This is a genomic window from Steroidobacter flavus, from assembly GCF_042651805.1.
GTDB lineage: Bacteria > Pseudomonadota > Gammaproteobacteria > Steroidobacterales > Steroidobacteraceae > Steroidobacter > Steroidobacter flavus.
In genome coordinates this window covers 2,584,268-2,602,442 of record NZ_JBHSDU010000015.1, presented here as the reverse complement: position 1 = coordinate 2,602,442, position 18,175 = coordinate 2,584,268, and the positions used below count along the sequence as shown (strand labels likewise).

Sequence of the window (18,175 nt, the reverse complement as noted above, 5' to 3'; positions counted from 1 at the left end):
CTTAGCGTCCGCGCACTGACGCGCCCCGCAAGTGGCAAGCAACCCGACAGAGCATGGACCGCTGATCTCCGCGCCGAGCGGCGATACGCTATTTACCGCGCGTCCACGCCGTAACACCAAGGTAGGCCTGGACGTCCTGCTGACCAAAGCGTCCATCGATTTTCAGAATCTCACTTCCGAGCGCGACGATCCGCTGCTGACCCAGAATCTCGAGGCGCTGCGCGAATCGGCCGGCCTCGATGCGGTCGTCATTGCCACGTTCGATGAAGCTCACAAGAGCATCGAGCACGTGGTCGCGGCCAGCGGCCTGTTCGCGACCTTCAACCCCATCGTGTTCCATGGCGAGCCGCTCGAGCGCTTGCCGTATCTTCGTAACAAACTCGGTCATCTGCGCATCGTCGAGATCCGCGATACGGCGCGGCCGCGTCGCGAGCTGGTGCCTGAAGGCGCGCGGTTCGCTTCATTACATATTGGCGCCGCGCTGATCGTCGGCGTGGCCATTCAGGGACGCGTTCAGGCGTTCATCGCGCTGTGCTCGACGCTGCCGCGCGATTCGTGGGATGCCAACCTGCATTTGATGCTCAAGCTGCTCGGGTCGAGTTATTCGAGTGGCATCGAAAGGTTGCGCTACCAGCAGCACTTCCATCAGATCGAAGAGCGCAACGAGCTCGCGTTGCATGGCGCGAACGACGGCTTGTGGGACTTCGAGGTCGATGCTCAGAAGACCTGGTTCTCGCCGCGTTGGAAGGCGATGCTCGGCTACAGCGACGACGAAGCTGAACCGCTGGTCGACTGGCAACAATTGTTACATCCCGATGACACGGTGCGCGTGAGCACGGCGCTACGCGATCACTTGTCCGGTAAAGAGCCTTTGTTCGAAAGCGTCCACCGGCTGCGCCATCGCGATGGCGTGTGGCTGTGGGTGGAGAGCCGCGCCAAGGCCCGCCTCGATGAACACGGGCGTGCGCGGCGCATCGTCGGCGTCGATCTCGACGTCACTGAGCGCAAGCTGTACGAAGAAGCGCTGTTCAAGGAGAAAGAGAGCGCACAGATCACGTTGCAGTCCATCGGCGACGGCGTGATCACCACCGATTCGAAGTGCCGCATCGAATACCTCAATCCGGTGGCTGAACAGCTCACCGGCTGGCGGCTCGAGCACGCGCAAGGTCGCGTCATCGATGAGATCTACCGCAGCTTCCACGAAGAGACCTGCGAGCCGCTGGAGAATCCGTTGGCGGTCGCGATTCGTCGCACGCGCGCGATCAAGTCGGTTCGCCCGACGCTGCTGATCCGTCGCGACGGCAACGAGCTTTACATCGAGAGCTGCGCCTCACCGATCCGCGATGGCGCGGGCAACGTGTCCGGCGGCGTGCTGGTGTTCCATGACGTGAGCGAGAGCCGCGAGCTGAATCGCAAACTCTCCTATCACGCGAGCCACGACATCCTCACGGGTCTCGTGAATCGTCGTGAGTTCGAATCGCGGCTGGAGCGTGCGCTGAAGAGCGCCAAGGCTCGCGAAGCGTCGTATGCGCTATGTCACATCGACCTCGATCAGTTCAAGATCATCAATGACAACTGCGGCCACAGCGCGGGCGATGCGTTGCTCGGCCAGGTTGGCGCCTTGCTCAAGTCGAAGATTCGCTGGCGCGATACGGTGTCGCGTCTCGGCGGCGACGAGTTCGGCGTGCTGCTCGAAAGCTGCTCGCTGGAAGAGGCTGTGCGTAACGCGGAGATGCTTCGCGAGGCGATCCGCAATTACAAGTTCGTGTGGGAAGAGCGTACGTTCCGGCTCGGTGCCAGCATCGGCGTGGTGCCGGTGTCGCCTGAGAACGAGGATGTCGCTTCTCTGATCTCTGCCGCTGACAGCGCTTGTGCAGCGGCCAAGGAAAGCGGCCGCAACCGTATCTACAGCTTCCAGGAAAACGACATCGACCTGATGCGTCGCCGCCGCGAAATGCAGTGGGCCGCGCGCATCAACAACGCCCTGGAGGACAATCGCTTCGAGATTTTCCGTCAGGTCATCCAGCCGCTACAGCACAAGGAAGCGCATGGTCTGCATTACGAGCTGCTGCTTCGCATGCGCGATGAGGCGGGCAAGATCGTGGCGCCGGATCAGTTCATCGTCGCCGCCGAGCGTTACGGCCTGACGCCGAATATCGACCGCTGGATGATCGAACATGCGTTGCGCTGGCTCGTGTCCGAGGCCGATGAACGCGAGAAGCTGGAGCTGTGCTCGATCAATCTTTCCGGTCAGAGCCTGGGTGACGACAAGTTTCTGCCGTTCGTCATCGATCATTTCCATCGCAGCGGCATCGATGCCTCGAAGATCTGCTTCGAGATCACCGAGACTGCGGCGATTGCAAGCTTCTCGCAGGCGAACCGCTTCATTCATGCGCTGAAGGAACTGGGCTGCCGCTTCGCGCTCGACGACTTCGGCACGGGCCTGTCGTCGTTCGGGTACCTGAAGCACTTCCCGGTCGACTTCCTGAAAATCGACGGCAGCTTCGTGAAAGAGATTCTGCACGACCCGATCGATCGGGAGATGGTGCGCTCGATCAACGAAATCGGTCACCTCACCGGCAAGCAGACGATCGCCGAGTTCGCCGAGAACGTCGAGATCATCGAAATGCTCCGAAGCATCGGCGTCGACTACGCCCAAGGCTACGGCATCGCCACACCGCAGCGGGTGATGAAGCTCGCGTCGGGTGGTGAGGCGTTCTAACGAATTGTTGAGCCCGCCTTCGGCGGGCCAACCCCTCAACTTTGACTTGCTCGCCTGCCGGCGAGCCGTGCGCCACACCCTAGCGGGCGCGCTTCTCGTTGGCTCGCCTGCGTCGAACGGTGGGCATGCGGGTACCGCCGCGATTCTCGTCAGCTCGGCTGTGGTGAGTCGGCCAACGGTGCGTATACGGCCTCTTTTGCGGCCGGCCGCAGGCCAAAAAATCTACGGCTGCGTAGTACGAAGCGCACGACAAGTCCACGGCTCGCACGTGCTTCGGATCAAAAGGCGCGAGCCGGGCATGTCTGCTCCTTGCGGCCGGCCGCAGGCCAAACAAATCTGTGGCTGCGTTATGCGAAGCGCATCGACAGGTCCACGGCCCTCACGTGCTTCGTCAGTCCGCCGACGGAGATGAAGTCCACCCCTGTTTCGGCCACGGCGCGTAATGTCTCGAGCGACATGTTGCCTGACGCTTCCAGCTCGATGCCCTTATTCTCGTGCGACCGGGCGATACGCACCGCGGCTTTCATATCTTCGTTCGAGAAGTTGTCGATCAGAATCCGGTCCACCTTCGCCGCCAGCGCCTGCTGCAGCTCGTCGAGATTCTCGACCTCAACCTCCACCATCACCTCGCTGTTCACACGCCGCGCTTCAGCCACCGCCGCTGCAATCGATCCCGCCGCCGCGATGTGATTTTCTTTAACCAGGATCGCGTCGAATAACCCGATGCGATGATTCGTACCGCCCGCGCACCGCACGGCGTACTTCTGCGCCAGTCGCAGACCTGGAATCGTCTTGCGCGTATCGAGCACTCGGCACTGCGTGCCCTTCAGCGCCTCGACGTAGCGAGTCGCCTCCGTCGCCACGGCAGACAAGCATTGAAGGAAGTTGAGCGCCGTCCGCTCGCCGGTCAGCAGCGATCGTGACGGGCCGGACAATTCGCAAAGCACCTGATTCGCGCGTACGCGATCGCCGTCCGCGGCCTTCCAGGTCACATGCACTCGGGGATCGATTTGACGAAACACTTCATCGAACCACGCCCGGCCGCACAGCGTCGCGTCCTCACGCGTGATGACCGTGGCCTTCGAGACACGATCGGCCGGGATCAACTGCGCCGTCAGATCGCCTGTGCCGACATCTTCCTCGAGAGCGATGGTGACAGTGCGGGTGATGTACTCGGAGCTGGGCAGGGCAATCGACATGACGGGTCCTCTAACGCAAGACGCGAAAGATACGCCGCCAAAACGGCAAAACCCAGTCGCAGCCGGGTTTCGCTACCAATCGAGCCGGTTTTAAAACGGTAAGCCGTGGCTCTGGCCACCCATGCACATCAGCATGGGCACCGACAGGATGAAATTCACGCGCGAGGCGTACAGCGCGACTTTGCGAGCCTTGGCCTTTTCCTCGTCCGTGGCAGGGACGATGCCGAGGATTTTCTTCTGGTTCCGCCAGATCAGGCCCCACACGTTCAGCAGCATGATGGTGCCCAGCCAGGCGCCCACGCCGATGGTCACGAACCCTTCTTGGAGCATGAAGGCCTTGTGCAGGGCTACCGGGGTGCCATAGCCGAACAGCAGGAAATACGCACCGGTGACCCAGGTGAGCACCGCGGCCCAGCGGAACCACCACAGTGCTCGCGGGGCGACATATTTCGTGATTCCAGCGCCGCCCGGCCCACCCTTATCGGCGGTGGCATCGCCGAGCGCCGGCACCTGAACGACGTTGAAGTAGTACAGCAGGCCGATCCACATCACGCCCGAGACGATGTGCAGCCAGCGGTCGATGCGGGTGTGGTGCAGGCCCAGCCCGTCGGCGCCGACCAGGGTGGTGGTGAGAATGACCGAGAGCACGATGGCCAGCACGAAGGCCGAAATAATGGCTCCGCGCACCGTAGTCAGTGGATGCATGACTGAACTCCTCGCTCGAACCCGCCGGTTATTGGTTTTTCAAATTGTCGGTTTGGGCCGCGTCCATGCGACTTCCCAGTCCGAAGGACTACGGCATTTGTCAGCAAAAAGCGTTTGAAGAATAGGGTAGGCATCCCCATAATTCAATTGTCAGCCCCTTCCGTCATGACGTTGCCGCCCCCATCTCCGGCCGTTGCTTCTCCCTGTATCAAGGTCTGTGTACTCGATGCACGGCAGGTCTGCGTTGGCTGCGGCCGCACCATTGACGAGATCGCGCAATGGTCGCGCTTGACGGAGGAGCAGCGGCGCGAGGTCGTCGACCGGGCGCGCCAGCGGTGCAGCCAGGCCGCTTCCTGAATCGTCTTTGGCTTTATTCGAGGTTTGTATGGACGTCATCGAACGCATCAAGTCGCAGCTGTCCTCCAGCCCGGTCGTGCTGTACATGAAGGGCACGCCTGATTTTCCCCAGTGCGGCTTCTCCGCAGCGGCCGTGCGTGCCCTGGGCGCGGTTGGCGCCGAGTTTCAGCACGTCAACATTTTCGAGGATCCTGAGCTGCGCGAAGCGCTGAAGCAGTACTCGAACTGGCCGACCTATCCGCAGCTGTACGTCAACGGCGAGCTGATCGGCGGCTCCGACATCATCATCGAGATGTACAAGTCCGGCGAGCTGCAGAAGCTCATCGGCGAGTCGGCCAACGCCGCCGGTTGATCCGCCCCAACTCGCGTTGCCCTCCGCCGCACGGCGGAGGGCGCGTGCGGACGGAGCGTCCTCCGCTCGCGTCCGTTAGACTCCCGCCCATGACTCAGCTGACCCTGCTTCGTCCCGACGACTGGCACTTGCACGTGCGCGATGGCGCCCACCTGGCCAGTGTCGTTCCCTTCACTGCCCGGCAGTTTGCCCGCGCGATCATCATGCCGAATTTGAAGCCGCCGGTGACGACGGTCGCCGCCGCGGCTGCTTATCGCGAGCGCATTTTGCAGGCCGTGCCCAAGGGCGTGAGCTTCGAGCCTTTGATGACGTTGTATCTCACGGACACGACCTCGCCGGCCGAAATCATCGCGGCAAAGCAGAGCGGGTTCATCGTCGGCGCGAAGTTGTATCCGTCCGGGGCGACCACGAATTCCGATGCCGGCGTCACGGCGATCGATAAAATCTTTCCGGTGCTCGAAGCCATGCAGGACGTGGGTCTGGTGTTCCAGGTGCACGGCGAGGTGACCGAGCACAGCGTCGACGTGTTCGATCGCGAGAAAGTGTTCATCGATCGCATCATGTCGCGCATCGTGGAGAAGTTTCCGAAGCTGCGGGTTGTGTTCGAGCATGTGACGACGCGCGAAGGGGTGCAGTTCGTCAAAGGGGCCCGCGCCGGTGTCGGCGCGACCATTACGCCGCAGCATCTGTTGTTGAATCGGAATGCGATCTTTCAGGGCGGCATTCGTCCTCACAACTATTGCTTGCCCGTGCTCAAGCGTGAGCATGATCGACAGGCGCTGGTCGAAGCGGCGACGAGCGACGATCGTCGATTCTTTCTTGGCACCGACAGCGCGCCGCATGCGCGTCACACCAAAGAGAACGCTTGCGGTTGCGCCGGCGTGTTCTCCGCGCACGCTGCGATTGAGCTCTATGCCGAGGCGTTCGAAGCGGCGGGTCGACTGGATCGCTTGCAGGCGTTCGCATCGGAGCGCGGGCCTGACTTCTACGGCTTGCCGCGCAATACAACCAAGATCACTTTGAATCGCACGTCGTGGACGCCGCCCGCCGTGTACCGATTTGGTGACGATGAGCTGACGCCGTTCCGTGCCGGCGAGAGCGTTGCCTGGCAGCTGGCCGAAGGAATTCCGTCTTGAACGATGTAGTGGGTGTCGAAGTCGAAGGCAAGCTGCCCATGGCTCGCCGCTTCCGCGGCTTTTTGCCAGTGGTCATCGACGTCGAGTGCGGCGGCTTCAATCCGAACACCGATGCGCTGCTCGAGATCGCCGCTGTGCTGGTCGAGATCCAGGGCGACGGCACGCTGCTGCCGGGCGAGAGCTGGCGTTATCACGTGCAGCCGTTCTCAGGTGCGAATCTCGAGCCGGCGTCGCTGGCGGTGACCGGCATCGATCCGTTTCATCCGCTGCGTCCGGCGATTCCGGAGAAGGAAGCGCTGACCCGGCTGTTCAAAGAAATCCGTCGCGCGATGAAAGACAACGATTGCACGCGCGCCATCCTTGTCGGTCACAACGCCTACTTCGATTTGAACTTTATCAACGCCGCGATTGCGCGGACCGACATCAAACGCAATCCCTTCCATCCGTTCTCGAGCTTCGATACCGCGACGCTCGCTGGCGTTGCTTACGGACAGACGGTGCTCGGGAAGGCGCTGCAAGCTGCGGGCATCGAGTGGGACTCGAATGCCGCGCACTCCGCTGCGTACGATGCGCAGAAGACGGCGGAGTTGTTCTGCAAGATCTGCAATACGATGAAGGCGGCGGTCGGGTAGTCGAAGGCGGCTGTTTGGTTGCACCAGCGTTGGCAACCTGGCCAACATTCGTCGGCTGTCGCGACGCGCTGGCGGTCCCCTCGCTGATCGAGGCCTCGCTGTGGCACGGTGGCCTAGAGCCTTGCTATCCAGTTCGCGATTGTGTCTGCGAGTTCTTCCATCACTTCGCGATCGTTTCTTCCTGAGCTCTTTAGCACGTGGAAGGAATGATCCGCTGCTTCAATGCGTTTCATCGTCGCGCTCGCGCCGAGCTTCTGCACGATCGGCTCGAGCAGCGTGAGATCGGCCAGGTCATCTCGCGTTCCCTGCAGGAATAGCATCGGAATCTTCACCTCCGACAGGTGAGCCGCACGTTCGGTCGATGGCTTCTTTGCCGGGTGCAACGGAAAGCCTACGAACGCCAGCCCACGCACCTCAGGTAATGGTTTCGCCGCCTGAGCCTGCGACGTCATTCGGCCTCCGAACGACTTACCACCAGCAATCAACGTCATGCCTGGTGCTTGCTTGCGTGCTTCCTCTACAACCGCACGCACCGTCGCATGACACAGTGCCGGCGGATCGGGGCGCTTTGAGCCGCTCTCCATGTAAGGAAAGTTGTAACGCAGCGTGCCGATCTGTCGCGCTTCGAGTGCGTTCGCGAGATCGGCCATAAACGCATGCGCCATTCCAGCGCCCGCGCCATGACCCAGCACGTAACAAGCGCGTGCCTTTGGCGGAAGTTGCAGTAAAGCTGACACCCGTAGGCCGGGTTTAGCTTCTATGCTCAGCGATGTGGCGGCTGTCATGGCCGGCAGTATGAGCTTTCGTGACGCTGAATGGAAAAGGACGAACTATGAAACCTTGCATCACTCTCATCACTCTCGGCGTCGACGATCTCGAGCGCGCTGTGATGTTTTACGCCCGCGGCCTCGGGCTCAAGACCGAGGGCATCGTCGGCAAAGAGTTTGAGCACGGCGCGGTCGCGTTCTTCGAATTGGAAGGCGGCCTGCGATTGGCGCTGTGGCCACGCAAGAGTTTGTCGCACGACTCTGGCTTGCCAGTCGCTGCGCCAAGTCCGACCGATTTTTGTCTTGCTCACAATGTGAGCTCGAAGGCGGAAGTTGAGGCGGTGATGGATGAGGTTTGGAATGCAGGTGCGACCATCGTGAAGTCGGCGCACGATACGTTTTACGGCGGGTACGCGGGATATTTTCAGGATCCAGATAAGCATCTGTGGGAAGTGGCTTGGAATCCGGCGATCCTGCCGCAGGAATAGGCGCACGCTCATCGCTCGCGCGAGCCGACGAGCCACATCACATGCTGTGAAAAGCTTGTGCCGCCGGCACCGCCTACGCTTGCTGCATCCAGCGCCTTGCATTCTAGTTCCAGTACGTTTGCCGCGACCGAGTCGACGCGGTGACTTGGGGGTCATTGGTCTATAAATCCAATCTAATACAAAGATCGCCGCACCAAATGACGGCGCCCCGACTTCCGCTGCATCAACCCGAAGAGCAGGAAACCAACCGATGAACCTCAGTGACGTGGTGAAATCCGCCGCAGCGATTCGCTTACGCCAGAAGCTGCTTCCCGAAGGAGGGGAGGGTGACAAAATTTTCCCTCCCTCGTTCGCTGGTGGCATGTATTGCTGGGAGCAGCGACGTATCGATGGAAGAAGTGTCCCGTGCGTGGTGCTTGATTCGGTGGCTTCTCAGGCCAACCGTCTCGAAGAGGTATTATCCGAGCTCGCCGAAGAGGGATCGATCGAGCTGCCCCGCTTGGTGGTGCAATTCGATGGCGAGCTGGACGATATCGGCGAGATAAGCACGCTGACTGCTCCCCATCGCGTGTTCGATGCCATTCTTCGCGACAGCAACACCAACAACGGCAAGCCATTTCACAAATCCGATCTTTATAAACAACTAACGGCCGCCAACGTTAGGAATGCCACGGCCCTGTTTGCAAGCTCCCCATCGGCATTGCTGTTTGGATGCTGGGACTCAACGGGTGCCGCGGGCGGCGCGGGAAACAAATTCGCTCGTGCGGTTACGAGTGAGATCGTGGGCATCAATGCTGAATGGGGTATCACGCAGGGTGGCGTTCGCCAGGATCCGCTGAGAATCAGCTCCAGCCTGGAGATTGCAACCGATTCGAACGGGGATTGGTCCCTGGTGGGAAAATCATCGGTGGAAAAAAAAGAACGAGCAAAAGGCACGCGCCCTTCTGAGATCAATCATGGCAGCATTTTGGTGAAAGTGGAGTCGGGGACGCGCGAAACAATGGATGCCAATGGAGCCATCCAGAAGCAACAATTGCCTTTCAAGGGCGGAGTGACGGTAGACCACGCCCTACAGACAACCGTCGTATCTTTGACCGCCCTGCGAAGATTGAAATTCCCCGTTGTGGACAAGTCCGAGACCGATCACGCCGCGAGAGTCGTGCTGACAGGTTTGGCCTTGGTTGCCATAACGGCCGCGCGTGAGCGTGGCTACTGGCTACGGTCGCGTTGCGGGCTGATTGCGAATGGTCAGCAGGAGCTGGAAATTGTGAAGGCCGACGGATCCTCCTCGGCGTTGGAGTTGGATCGTGACGCTGCCGTCACGCTCTACAAAGATGCGATTGCGCGAGCAAAGAAGGCCGGGCTGCCGTGGAGTGCCAAGCCGGTCGCACTTCGACCTCAGCAAAAGCTCGTTGAGTTGGTCAAGAAGAGCCGTCAAATCCAGTCTCTGGGAGCTTGAGTATGCTGACCATCGAGATGGAATTCCTCATGGGTCGAGCGGTTCTCAGTCAATGGGGCGATCGCACCCAGGCGGAATGGCCGCCGCATCCCCAGCGGTTGTTCTCTGCGCTGGTTTCGGCCTACGGAGAGTTGGGCGCACAGAAGGAGCATGAAAACGCGCTGCGCTGGTTCGAGAGTCTAACTGCTCCGGAAATCAAAGCTGATTTATCGCCGGCGCTGCGGTCGACCCCCAGCTATTTCGTGCCGGTGAACGATGAAGCGATGAAATCTGATTCAGGCCGGACGGATTTTCGCCATGTTTTGGATCGCCGCATTCGCCACGAACGATTCTTTCCTGCAGTGGTGCCCGAGGATCCGATCGTGGTTTTCCAATGGCCACAAGTCCCGCAACTCGAGCAGCATCGCGCTCCTTTAGCCGAACTCGTGGAGAGCTTGACGTATATCGGTCATAGCTCTTCACCGGTGCGGGCATGTTTGCGTGATGAATCAGTGACGCCATCGCTCTGCCCGGCGGATCATGGCGAGATGTCCTTGCGCATTCCTAGTGCGGGCCGATTTGATCGGCTGATGTCGAGTCATGAGCTTCGCCGCGCGGACGAAAGCATTCAACCGCCTTTAGGGCGCGTGCAATCGTACAAGCGACCGATCGCTAGTAGTATCTTTTCCAACGACGCAATCGTTGTTGCGCTGGAAGGCGGGCCGAGATTGGGAATGGGCTCGACACTGCCGCTTATACAGCAGGTGCGGAGCGCGCTGCTGGCCCGATTTGGTACCTCGGTTTCGGAGGTGCTTAGCGGTCATGACAGCGTTGGGGATATGAGCAGGCAGCCCCATCTGGCGATCGTACCGCTTGGCTTTGTCAATTCGCCGTACGCGGACGGCTCTCTCAAAGGAGTCGCGTTTGTTCTTCCTGCGACCGCCGATCGCAGTTCACGTCGACAGCTTCGAGCTGCATTGGCAAAGACGTGGAAACTCCATTTGGGACCATTGGGATCGATCAATGTCCGCTATGTTGATCCTCGGTCACAAGGCAGACTCAAATCGTTGGATTTCAGTGCCTATGTAGGAGCGTCCGACACGTGGGCGAGCGTGACGCCGGTAGTGCTCGATCGGCATCCGAGAGACAAGCGGCCCGCTGAAGCAGTCATTGCCACGGCCTGCGAGAGAATTGGCCTGCCAAGGCCCGTTGAAGTGGGAATTCGATCTGTATCCACGATTTCCGGCGCCCCAACCGTACATGAGTTCCATGGGCGGTCCAAGCAGGTCGATAACAGGCCCCGACAGCATACGACGATCAGATTCGACCGGAAGGTGCATGGGCCTGTCATGTTGGGCGCTGGGCGGTTCACTGGTCTTGGGTTGTGCATGCCTCTCAGGATACCGAGCCGATGAAAGCACTCAAGTTTGTCGACTTCTTTCGTGACATTCATGGATATCCTCCGCTGCCATGGCAGGCTCGGCTCGCCGCCCAGTTGGTGAGAGACCATGAGTGGCCTGATCTGATTGATCTGCCCACAGCGAGCGGCAAGACGGCGTGTTTGGATATAGCGTTATTTCACTCGGCGTACTGTGCTGAACGCGGTGAAGCCTGGCGAGCGGCGCGACGCATCGTGCTTGCCGTCGATCGACGCATCATCGTGGACTCCGCCGCGGATCGTGCCGAAAAACTACGCAAGAGTCTGACAAGGCCTCGGACGGCGACTTTGAATCGAATCGCGCGAGCACTGAAAAGCCTGGGTGGGAGTGAGCCCTTGCTCTGCGAGAAGTTGCGAGGAGGAATGCCTCGTGAGCAAGCGTTTTCGCTCGATCCTGCCCAACCGATGATAATTACATCGACCGTCGATCAAGTGGGTTCACGGCTCTTGTTCCGCGGCTACGGTGTCAGTCCCTATTCATACCCCATCCATGCGGGGTTGCTCGGACACGACACTTTGCTGTTGGTAGATGAGGCGCATTTGAGCGCTCCGTTCCTCGATACGCTTGATGCGATCCGGGCGCGGCAGCTTCAGGCGGAGCGTCCGCTGAATTCCGTTCGTCCTGTTCGAGTGGTACCGCTCAGTGCGACGGTTAGGGCAGGTGGCGTGCCATTCCGTCTCGACGCCAAGGACTTGGCCAACAAAACGCTCGCGGAGCGCCGGTCTGCGAAGAAGCCTGCCCGACTGGTCGAGGCTTCCGGAAGGTCCGCTGATCGAGTGAGTGTCCTTGCGCATGAAGCACTTCATCTATATCGGCGCCTGGATAGCGCGGCGCCCAAGATCGCTGTGATCGTGAATAGAGTGCGCACGGCGCGAGCTTTGTACGATGCCTTGTTGAAACAGAACCTAGCGGATCGGTTCGATCTCCAACTGATGATCGGCAGATGCCGACCGCTTGATCGTGATGAGGTTACGAAGCATGTCGAATCCCGCGTCGGCGTAGACGTCAAGGATGCGAACGATCGAGGGTTGATCGTTGTCGCGACCCAAACCATCGAGGTCGGCGCAGATCTTGATTTTCAGGGGCTGGTAACGGAGTGCGCGGCCTTGGACGCCCTGAGGCAACGATTTGGGAGGCTCGATCGCTTGGGTAAGTTCCGAAAAGCTCAAGCGGTGATCGTCGGGGACGGTGGTGGAGCAGAAGATGATCCGATCTATGGAGCCGCGCTCCGCGAGGCGTGGAGTTGGCTCAGTTCGGTCGGGAAAAAAATCGGTGGTTTCGCCGTCGTGGACTTTTCCATTCAGTCGGTTGAGCGGCTCACGAAGGGCATGGATCTGGGCCAGCTAAATACCAAGCCCGGACTGCAGCTGAGTTTGACACCGATTCATATTGACCTGCTCTCGCAAACATCACCGACGCCGATGTTCGATCCCGACGTCCAAGCGCTACTGCATGGGTTGAGATCTGGTGCCCCGGATGTCCATGTGGTGTGGCGTGCCGATCTTCCCGTCGCCAGTGGCGGGTCATTGCTCGATGTTTCGGAGCTGGATGCCGCGGCAGCGCTGCTTGAGCTTAATCCACCAACTAGCCTCGAGGTCCTCTCGTTACCACTGCGAGACGTACGCGCCTGGCTTCAGGGGCGCGCGGATGAGACAGGCCTCACCGACATCGAGGGTGTACCTGAAATCGAGGCCGTGAATGGCGTTGAATCAAAAAGGCGCTTCGTGCTGCGTCGATCTGGGAATCGATGGGAGCGCGCCTCTGCGCGGGATATCAAGCCCGGTGACACAATAGTGGCCCCCAGCACGTACGGTGGATGTGACTCGTTTGGCTTCGCGCCAGAATTCACGAAGGCCGTTGTTGATCTGAGTTCGAGGGCACGGGAGGAATTGAAAAGGTCCAAAATCGTCTCGATCACTGAGCGATGGCTCGCGGCCATCGGTGTCGACATCGAGCAGCGTCGATCGATCTGGGGGATGTTACAGAAGGCGCTTGGCAGCCAGGCATCGTCACGAGAATTATTCGCGCTGCTGATGGAGGAGATCTCGTCATTCATCACGTTTGATCTCAAGTGGCTAAGCAACCAGCCTGTACTCGATGTCGTGCGGAATGCGGCTGGGAAATTGCATGCCATAGTAGCAACCGACGCGGTCGTTTGTGCTGGGGATCTATCGGACGAGGATTTCTCATCCAGCTATACAGTCCCGGTCTCCTTGCAGGAGCACAATGCCGGCGTGGCTCGGCATGCGCGAAGACTTGCCAAAAAGCTCTCGTTGGAAGCGGAGCATGTAAAGCATCTGACTTGCGCTGGCTCCTTTCATGACGTCGGCAAAGCGGAACCAAGGACTCAGGAAGTGTTGCGTTCCGGCGCTCCCGAGGCATTGCCGGGGCAATTGCTTGCAAAGGGCAAGCGGCGTTCCGGCGTTGGGCGTGTCGAATTCTCGGAGAGGCACGAGGCATACTCCGTGGCCTTTCTCCGCCAGTATCCGGAGCTGCTGAAAGCCGTGGCCGATCCCGACTTGGTCCTGTACCTCATCGGCACGCATCACGGACGGGGACGTGCGCTGATGCCTGATCGGAGTGACGATGGCAGCGCCTTCGCTGTTGAAGTAGCTGGGCGAACCCTTCCCTTCGAAGGAGCGCCCGCGTTGGGTTCGCTCGGGGCAGGGTGGGCCGCGCGGTTCTGGCGTTTGAATCGCCGCTACGGACCTTGGGGGATCGCCTATCTCGAGTCGGTGCTTAGGCTGGCGGATTGGAAGTGCTCTGCGGAAGAAGCCAAGAGTAAGCGAGCATGACGAATTCACTCATCCTGCCGGCGCTGATTGGCTCTCATCCGCTGGGCGCGATGTCCAGCTTCGGGCTGTTACGGCTCATCAGCAGTGTCGATCCACTCGCAAAGCTGGCTTTCGTTCTGCGAGACGACTGGGTTGCGTGCATTGAATCGTCTATTTATACCAACGAGGGACTGCTGATTCAGGCTCTCGAACGATGGCTCAACTCGGATGATCTGGATCAGGCGCTTACTTGGGCCAGCGATGTTCGCGTTCAACCCGCAGTCTATCGAGCGGCATTGAAGGATGGCGGCGGAGCAAAAACCACGCGCTCGGATTTTTTATGTTCACTCGTCGCGGATGGCGCTCTCGATACTCAAAAGGGCCTTGTCAAGCCATCGGCGTTCTACATGGTATCCGGCCAGCAATCATTTCTTGGCGGGATGCGTGAAATTCTAGCGCAGACGCGAAGATCTGCTGGAGCGATCTTTCGAGAGGCAGTCTTTGGGCCGTGGCGCTACCAGGTGCGCTCGCACAGCTTAGGTTGGGATCCGAATACCGAACGACTCTACGCGCTTAGGAGTCGTGCTCCGAGCTCGGAGAAGCCTTCCTGCGTGGCTGGCGCGATGCTTCTCGCATTCTGGGCTCTACCGATGATGCCCGCGCTTAGTCACGAAGGGCGGCCGCAAACGATCGGTTTCTCGCGGCGAGGTCGCGAGCAGAGCTTCCGCTGGCCAATATTTTCGAAGTCGATTGATGCATCAGAACTCACCACGTTGTTGCAAGTGGGCTCGAAAGGTTGGCGAGGTCCCCAGGGGATGCGCTCGGGGATCGAGACGGTATTCGAGTCCTCTAGGTTCGAGTTTGGTCAGGGGTACGCCGTACTACGGCCGGCGCAGTCGATTCACGCGCGTAGTTTGATTGGCTAATGTCTCCGCAGCAGGTGACTGCGCCTGCGGTGGTGAATGTCCGGAATCGTTTGCGATTTCGGCGCTCTTTAAAAATTAGAATCAGCTTTTTCCGCAGCGGTCTCGCTGCGGTCTCATTGAAGCACGGGGCTGGTAGATCTTGGCTTGCAGCCCGGTGGCATGTAATCGCGGCAGTTACGCTGCGAGTTCATTGAAGCTCGACTTCCTCCTGCCACCAAAATCCGACACCGCCGATGTGATCGGGCTGACTGTGCCGAGCCTCATTGAAGCCCGTGCAGTCGAAACTTGTAGCTCCAATACTTCGCGGCACTCGCGGTGCTGACGCCGCGAGCCCATTGAAGCGCCGGTGGAGTGATCGTGCCAGTCAACGGGGCTCAGTGCCCGCGGCAAACGACGCCGCGGATTCGTTAGTGTGATTCGCGGCCATTACTCCGTGACCTCATTAGAGGACCGTCGAGAGCGATATCCCCGGCGCGACACTCGTGTCGCGGCGATGACACTGCGGCCTTATTGAAGCATGTAAGGGCCATGCCACCAGTGACCTGTGGACAATCGTGATCGCGGCCGATACGCCGCGACCTCATTGAAGGGCGAACGTTTCTAGGTCGAACGCGTCGCGCAGTGCGGGTGATCGCGGCTGATAAGCCGTGGCCTCCTTGAAGCTGGATCAGATCCAGGTGTGTGCCGGAGATCGGGCCGTGATCGCGGCTGATACGCCGCGGCCTCATGTAAGCGCCACCGCGCTGAACGTGATCATGTGGGTTTAAACGATGTGATCGTTGAAGTTGGGGCACGTGCCTTATTGAAGTATCACGCCTCGGCGGTGCCGCTGGTGTGTCGTCTTATCGCAGCGATTACGCTGCGACCTCATTGAAGTGTATTCGACGGGATTTATGGCGCAAACCGGGTCATAGACAGTGTGGTGCCGGGACGGTTGATCGTGCCTACGGTCTTGCGGCGCTCTTGCTGCCGCCTTGTCGAAGCAGGACGATCCCAGCTGCGTCGCCAACTGGGTTCACAGCTATCGGGGCGACTTTTCTGCGACCTTTTCGAAGCGAAGCTTCTGATCATCTAGTCGTCAGCAACGTGAGTAACTTCCGCGGATGCCGCGGTCTCATTGAAGCGGCGCGACCAGCCGATCCAGCACCATGACAATCAGCGTGATCGCGGCAGATACGCCACGACCTCATTGAAGCGACCCTTGCCGGGTCACGGTGTTGGTCTCACCGGACGGTGATCGCGGCTGATACGCCGCGGCCTCATTGAAGCGCGCTTATCAACGCGGTGGCCGTAGTGGCTGTAATCTGTGATCGCGGCCGATAGCTGCGACCTCATTGAAGCCTCTCATCCCAGAACAGCACAGCTTGGCCACGATGGTGATCGCGGCGGCGACGTTGCGACCTCATTGAAGCGAATAGCGTCTCAGCGATCGCTACGCGCGATCGGTCGTGATCTCGGCTGATACGCTGCTACCTTATTGAAGCCAGTCGCCCACGACGGGCATTAGCTGGACCGCAGGCGTGATCGCGGCTGATACGCCGCGACCTCATTGAAGCGGATCGGCAAGGAAAATGAATGTGCTACCTGCCGAGATGATCGCGGCGGATGCGCCGCGACTTTATTGAAGCGGCATCATCCAAAAGGCAATGCGCGGAGAGTTCCGCAGTGATCGCGGCGACTATGCCGCGACCCTATTAAAGCGGCTTCAAGTGCGTCATTAGGCCAGTCACTGCGCCCGCGTGATCGCGGCGAATACGCTGCGATCACATTGAAGCGACGAATACGGGCAGCTGAACTGGATCCTTTTGCGCGTGATTGCGGCGACTACACTGCGGGCTTCGTTGAAGCGCGCGTGACGGCGGCACAATGAACCTCGACATCGTGGTGATCGTGGCAACTACGCGGGGAATTTGAGGCCGCACGGAAATAGGCACTCTGAAATTGAGTGTGATGTGATCGTGGCGAATACGCCGCGACCTCATTGAAGCGGCCCGATGTATGTCCCCGCCAGCACCATTACGCGTGATCGCGGCCACTACACCGCAGCCTCGTTGACGCAGCGAGCGCGACTATCCTGCAGTCCGCGCTCAAGACGATCTACGGCCGGTATGCCGGCTGCTTCCAGAATCTGGACAAATATTTGTGGGAGGTAGCGTGCAATCAGGGGATGCTGCCGAAGCAGTGATTGATCTCGCGTCGGGGGTGGATTCACTCTCGTCGATTGGTGAGATCAGGTCGTCCTGATGGACGATGCATCCTCTCAACGGATTCTCTGGTCTTGGTGTTCTCATGAGTTGCCGAGGACAAAAAAGCTTATAGACATCCGTTTCTGCGTCAACGGATACTGAGCGCGCAACTCGACAAAGAGCGGCGACCGGAGGTGTTGATAACACCATCCGGGCGCCTGACCACAGCCAACTTTCATAGGAAGCTGGCAATGGCTACTGCAAAGTGTACGACGTCCCCGCGCGATATAGATGTGTCGATTTCCTCGCAAGCCTCCGAGGAAATTGATTCACGCCAGCTGAAGATCCGAGACTTCCGCCCATACATGCGTTTGCTGGAAGGCAACGAGCCCGGCTCGAGGCCTTCATTGCACCTCCAGGGGCGCTGGCTTGAAAAAGCGGGCTTCCTGATCGGCGCGAATGTGCGAGTGCGGGTGGCACCGCCCCGTTTGGTCGTGGAGTTGGTGGAGTGCGATGCCGACGGCGCAACCTTGCGCGGGCCATGCTCGCGGCAAACACGCGCGGACATCCCAAGGCGTTAGCTGATGCGATAGGATCCGTCGCGTGCTCATTCGCGGCGGGTCTCATGAATGTGGCATCTTCGGTCGCAATTTAACTTTCGAGGTTTCCGCAGAAATTTCGGGGCTAACGGAGGACGGCATGTTCCTCCTGCACTTCCTGAACGATCGTGATCGCGGCCGATACGCCGCGATCTCATTGAAGCTCCTCGCCATCAGTGATGATTGCGAATATCACATGCCGTGATTGCGGCGATGACGCCGAGACCTAATTGAAGCGGGGCGAGGACGTAGTAACGCGGGCCGTACTATGCCGTGATTCGCGGCGATGGCACCGTGACCTCATTGCTGAGTTGTGCGGGCCACGCTCTTGCCGCCCCCGCGCGGACATCTCAGGGACCTGATCGATGTGGTGAGGACTGCCGCGTGCGTGCGCGGCGGTCCTACGGGATATCTTCATTCCGGTCGCAATTCTACATTCGACGTTTTCGCCAATG

At 59.7% G+C, this 18,175-nt stretch carries 15 protein-coding genes; 12 read left to right on the top strand and 3 right to left on the bottom strand.

From position 1 onward, the window contains the following. The first annotated feature begins 31 nt into the window (after positions 1 to 31). Positions 32 to 2,722: an EAL domain-containing protein gene (locus tag ACFPN2_RS38235; protein WP_380606569.1), complete on the top strand. Its 2,691-nt coding sequence runs from the start codon at positions 32 to 34 to the stop codon at positions 2,720 to 2,722. A 347-nt stretch (positions 2,723 to 3,069) separates the two neighbouring features. Here ACFPN2_RS38235 and nadC read toward each other — a convergent pair whose 3' ends face one another. Both nadC and ACFPN2_RS38225 read right to left on the bottom strand, forming a co-directional pair. Further along, positions 3,070 to 3,921, bottom strand: a complete 852-nt coding sequence (nadC, locus tag ACFPN2_RS38230; protein ID WP_380606567.1) for a carboxylating nicotinate-nucleotide diphosphorylase — start codon at positions 3,919 to 3,921, stop codon at positions 3,070 to 3,072. 90 nt (positions 3,922 to 4,011) lie between these two features. Next, positions 4,012 to 4,470 (bottom strand): urate hydroxylase PuuD, encoded by a 459-nt coding sequence (locus tag ACFPN2_RS38225; RefSeq protein ID WP_380606776.1) that lies wholly within the window; start codon positions 4,468 to 4,470, stop codon positions 4,012 to 4,014. A gap of 321 nt (positions 4,471 to 4,791) precedes the next feature. Here ACFPN2_RS38225 and ACFPN2_RS38220 point away from each other — a divergent pair, with 321 nt between their 5' ends. From ACFPN2_RS38220 to rnt, 4 genes are all read left to right on the top strand, one after another. Beyond that, the gene (locus ACFPN2_RS38220) at positions 4,792 to 4,983 is read left to right on the top strand and encodes a DUF1289 domain-containing protein (protein WP_380606565.1); all 192 of its coding nucleotides are present in this window, start codon (positions 4,792 to 4,794) and stop codon (positions 4,981 to 4,983) included. Between the two features lie 28 nt (positions 4,984 to 5,011). Beyond that, entirely contained in the window at positions 5,012 to 5,335 is a 324-nt protein-coding gene (gene grxD, locus ACFPN2_RS38215) for a Grx4 family monothiol glutaredoxin (protein WP_380606563.1), read from the top strand. Between the two features lie 89 nt (positions 5,336 to 5,424). Further along, positions 5,425 to 6,471 carry a dihydroorotase gene (pyrC, locus tag ACFPN2_RS38210; protein WP_380606561.1) on the top strand — a complete coding sequence of 349 codons (1,047 nt, stop codon included), beginning with the start codon at positions 5,425 to 5,427 and terminating at the stop codon, positions 6,469 to 6,471. Between the two features lie 38 nt (positions 6,472 to 6,509). After that, positions 6,510 to 7,103 carry a ribonuclease T gene (gene rnt / locus ACFPN2_RS38205; RefSeq protein WP_380606774.1) on the top strand — a complete coding sequence of 198 codons (594 nt, stop codon included), beginning with the start codon at positions 6,510 to 6,512 and terminating at the stop codon, positions 7,101 to 7,103. Positions 7,104 to 7,216: 113 nt separating this feature from the next. Here the strand turns inward: rnt and ACFPN2_RS38200 are convergent, their stop codons facing one another. Continuing rightward, on the bottom strand, positions 7,217 to 7,888 hold the full coding sequence (locus ACFPN2_RS38200) for an alpha/beta hydrolase family protein (RefSeq protein ID WP_380606559.1): 672 nt from the start codon (positions 7,886 to 7,888) through the stop codon (positions 7,217 to 7,219). Between the two features lie 47 nt (positions 7,889 to 7,935). Between ACFPN2_RS38200 and ACFPN2_RS38195 the strand changes: the two genes are divergently transcribed. The 7 genes from ACFPN2_RS38195 to ACFPN2_RS38165 all read left to right on the top strand — a co-directional run bounded on the left by ACFPN2_RS38195 (position 7,936) and on the right by ACFPN2_RS38165 (position 17,925). Next, positions 7,936 to 8,358, top strand: a complete 423-nt coding sequence (locus ACFPN2_RS38195) for a VOC family protein (protein ID WP_380606557.1) — start codon at positions 7,936 to 7,938, stop codon at positions 8,356 to 8,358. A gap of 250 nt (positions 8,359 to 8,608) precedes the next feature. Beyond that, positions 8,609 to 9,817 carry a type I-G CRISPR-associated RAMP protein Csb1/Cas7g gene (gene cas7g / locus ACFPN2_RS38190; protein WP_380606555.1) on the top strand — a complete coding sequence of 403 codons (1,209 nt, stop codon included), beginning with the start codon at positions 8,609 to 8,611 and terminating at the stop codon, positions 9,815 to 9,817. Between the two features lie 2 nt (positions 9,818 to 9,819). Next, on the top strand, positions 9,820 to 11,211 hold the full coding sequence (gene csb2 / locus ACFPN2_RS38185; RefSeq protein ID WP_380606553.1) for a type I-G CRISPR-associated protein Csb2: 1,392 nt from the start codon (positions 9,820 to 9,822) through the stop codon (positions 11,209 to 11,211). Further along, the gene (cas3g, locus tag ACFPN2_RS38180) at positions 11,208 to 14,030 is read left to right on the top strand and encodes a type I-G CRISPR-associated helicase/endonuclease Cas3g (RefSeq protein WP_380606551.1); all 2,823 of its coding nucleotides are present in this window, start codon (positions 11,208 to 11,210) and stop codon (positions 14,028 to 14,030) included. Before csb2 ends, cas3g begins: the two co-directional genes overlap by 4 nt. Next, complete coding sequence (locus ACFPN2_RS38175) at positions 14,027 to 14,935, top strand: type I-G CRISPR-associated protein, Cas3-extension family (protein ID WP_380606549.1); 909 nt, start codon at positions 14,027 to 14,029, stop codon at positions 14,933 to 14,935. The genes cas3g and ACFPN2_RS38175 overlap by 4 nt, the downstream gene beginning before the upstream one ends. A gap of 2,437 nt (positions 14,936 to 17,372) precedes the next feature. Continuing rightward, entirely contained in the window at positions 17,373 to 17,702 is a 330-nt protein-coding gene (locus tag ACFPN2_RS38170) for a SymE family type I addiction module toxin (protein ID WP_380606547.1), read from the top strand. A 22-nt stretch (positions 17,703 to 17,724) separates the two neighbouring features. Continuing rightward, positions 17,725 to 17,925, top strand: a complete 201-nt coding sequence (locus tag ACFPN2_RS38165; protein WP_380606546.1) for a hypothetical protein — start codon at positions 17,725 to 17,727, stop codon at positions 17,923 to 17,925. The last annotated feature ends 250 nt before the right edge of the window (positions 17,926 to 18,175 follow it).

Excerpts from the sequence above, each read along its gene's own strand:
- nadC (WP_380606567.1), bottom strand. The coding sequence starts at position 3,921 with ATGTCGATTGCCCTGCCCAGCTCCGAGTACATCACCCGCACTGTCACC.
- ACFPN2_RS38225 (WP_380606776.1), bottom strand. The coding sequence starts at position 4,470 with ATGTGGATCGGCCTGCTGTACTACTTCAACGTCGTTCAGGTGCCGGCG.
- ACFPN2_RS38220 (WP_380606565.1), top strand. The coding sequence starts at position 4,792 with ATGACGTTGCCGCCCCCATCTCCGGCCGTTGCTTCTCCCTGTATCAAG.
- grxD (WP_380606563.1), top strand. The coding sequence starts at position 5,012 with ATGGACGTCATCGAACGCATCAAGTCGCAGCTGTCCTCCAGCCCGGTC.
- pyrC (WP_380606561.1), top strand. The coding sequence starts at position 5,425 with ATGACTCAGCTGACCCTGCTTCGTCCCGACGACTGGCACTTGCACGTG.
- rnt (WP_380606774.1), top strand. The coding sequence starts at position 6,510 with ATGGCTCGCCGCTTCCGCGGCTTTTTGCCAGTGGTCATCGACGTCGAG.
- ACFPN2_RS38200 (WP_380606559.1), bottom strand. The coding sequence starts at position 7,888 with ATGACAGCCGCCACATCGCTGAGCATAGAAGCTAAACCCGGCCTACGG.
- ACFPN2_RS38195 (WP_380606557.1), top strand. The coding sequence starts at position 7,936 with ATGAAACCTTGCATCACTCTCATCACTCTCGGCGTCGACGATCTCGAG.
- cas7g (WP_380606555.1), top strand. The coding sequence starts at position 8,609 with ATGAACCTCAGTGACGTGGTGAAATCCGCCGCAGCGATTCGCTTACGC.
- csb2 (WP_380606553.1), top strand. The coding sequence starts at position 9,820 with ATGCTGACCATCGAGATGGAATTCCTCATGGGTCGAGCGGTTCTCAGT.
- cas3g (WP_380606551.1), top strand. The coding sequence starts at position 11,208 with ATGAAAGCACTCAAGTTTGTCGACTTCTTTCGTGACATTCATGGATAT.
- ACFPN2_RS38175 (WP_380606549.1), top strand. The coding sequence starts at position 14,027 with ATGACGAATTCACTCATCCTGCCGGCGCTGATTGGCTCTCATCCGCTG.
- ACFPN2_RS38170 (WP_380606547.1), top strand. The coding sequence starts at position 17,373 with ATGGCTACTGCAAAGTGTACGACGTCCCCGCGCGATATAGATGTGTCG.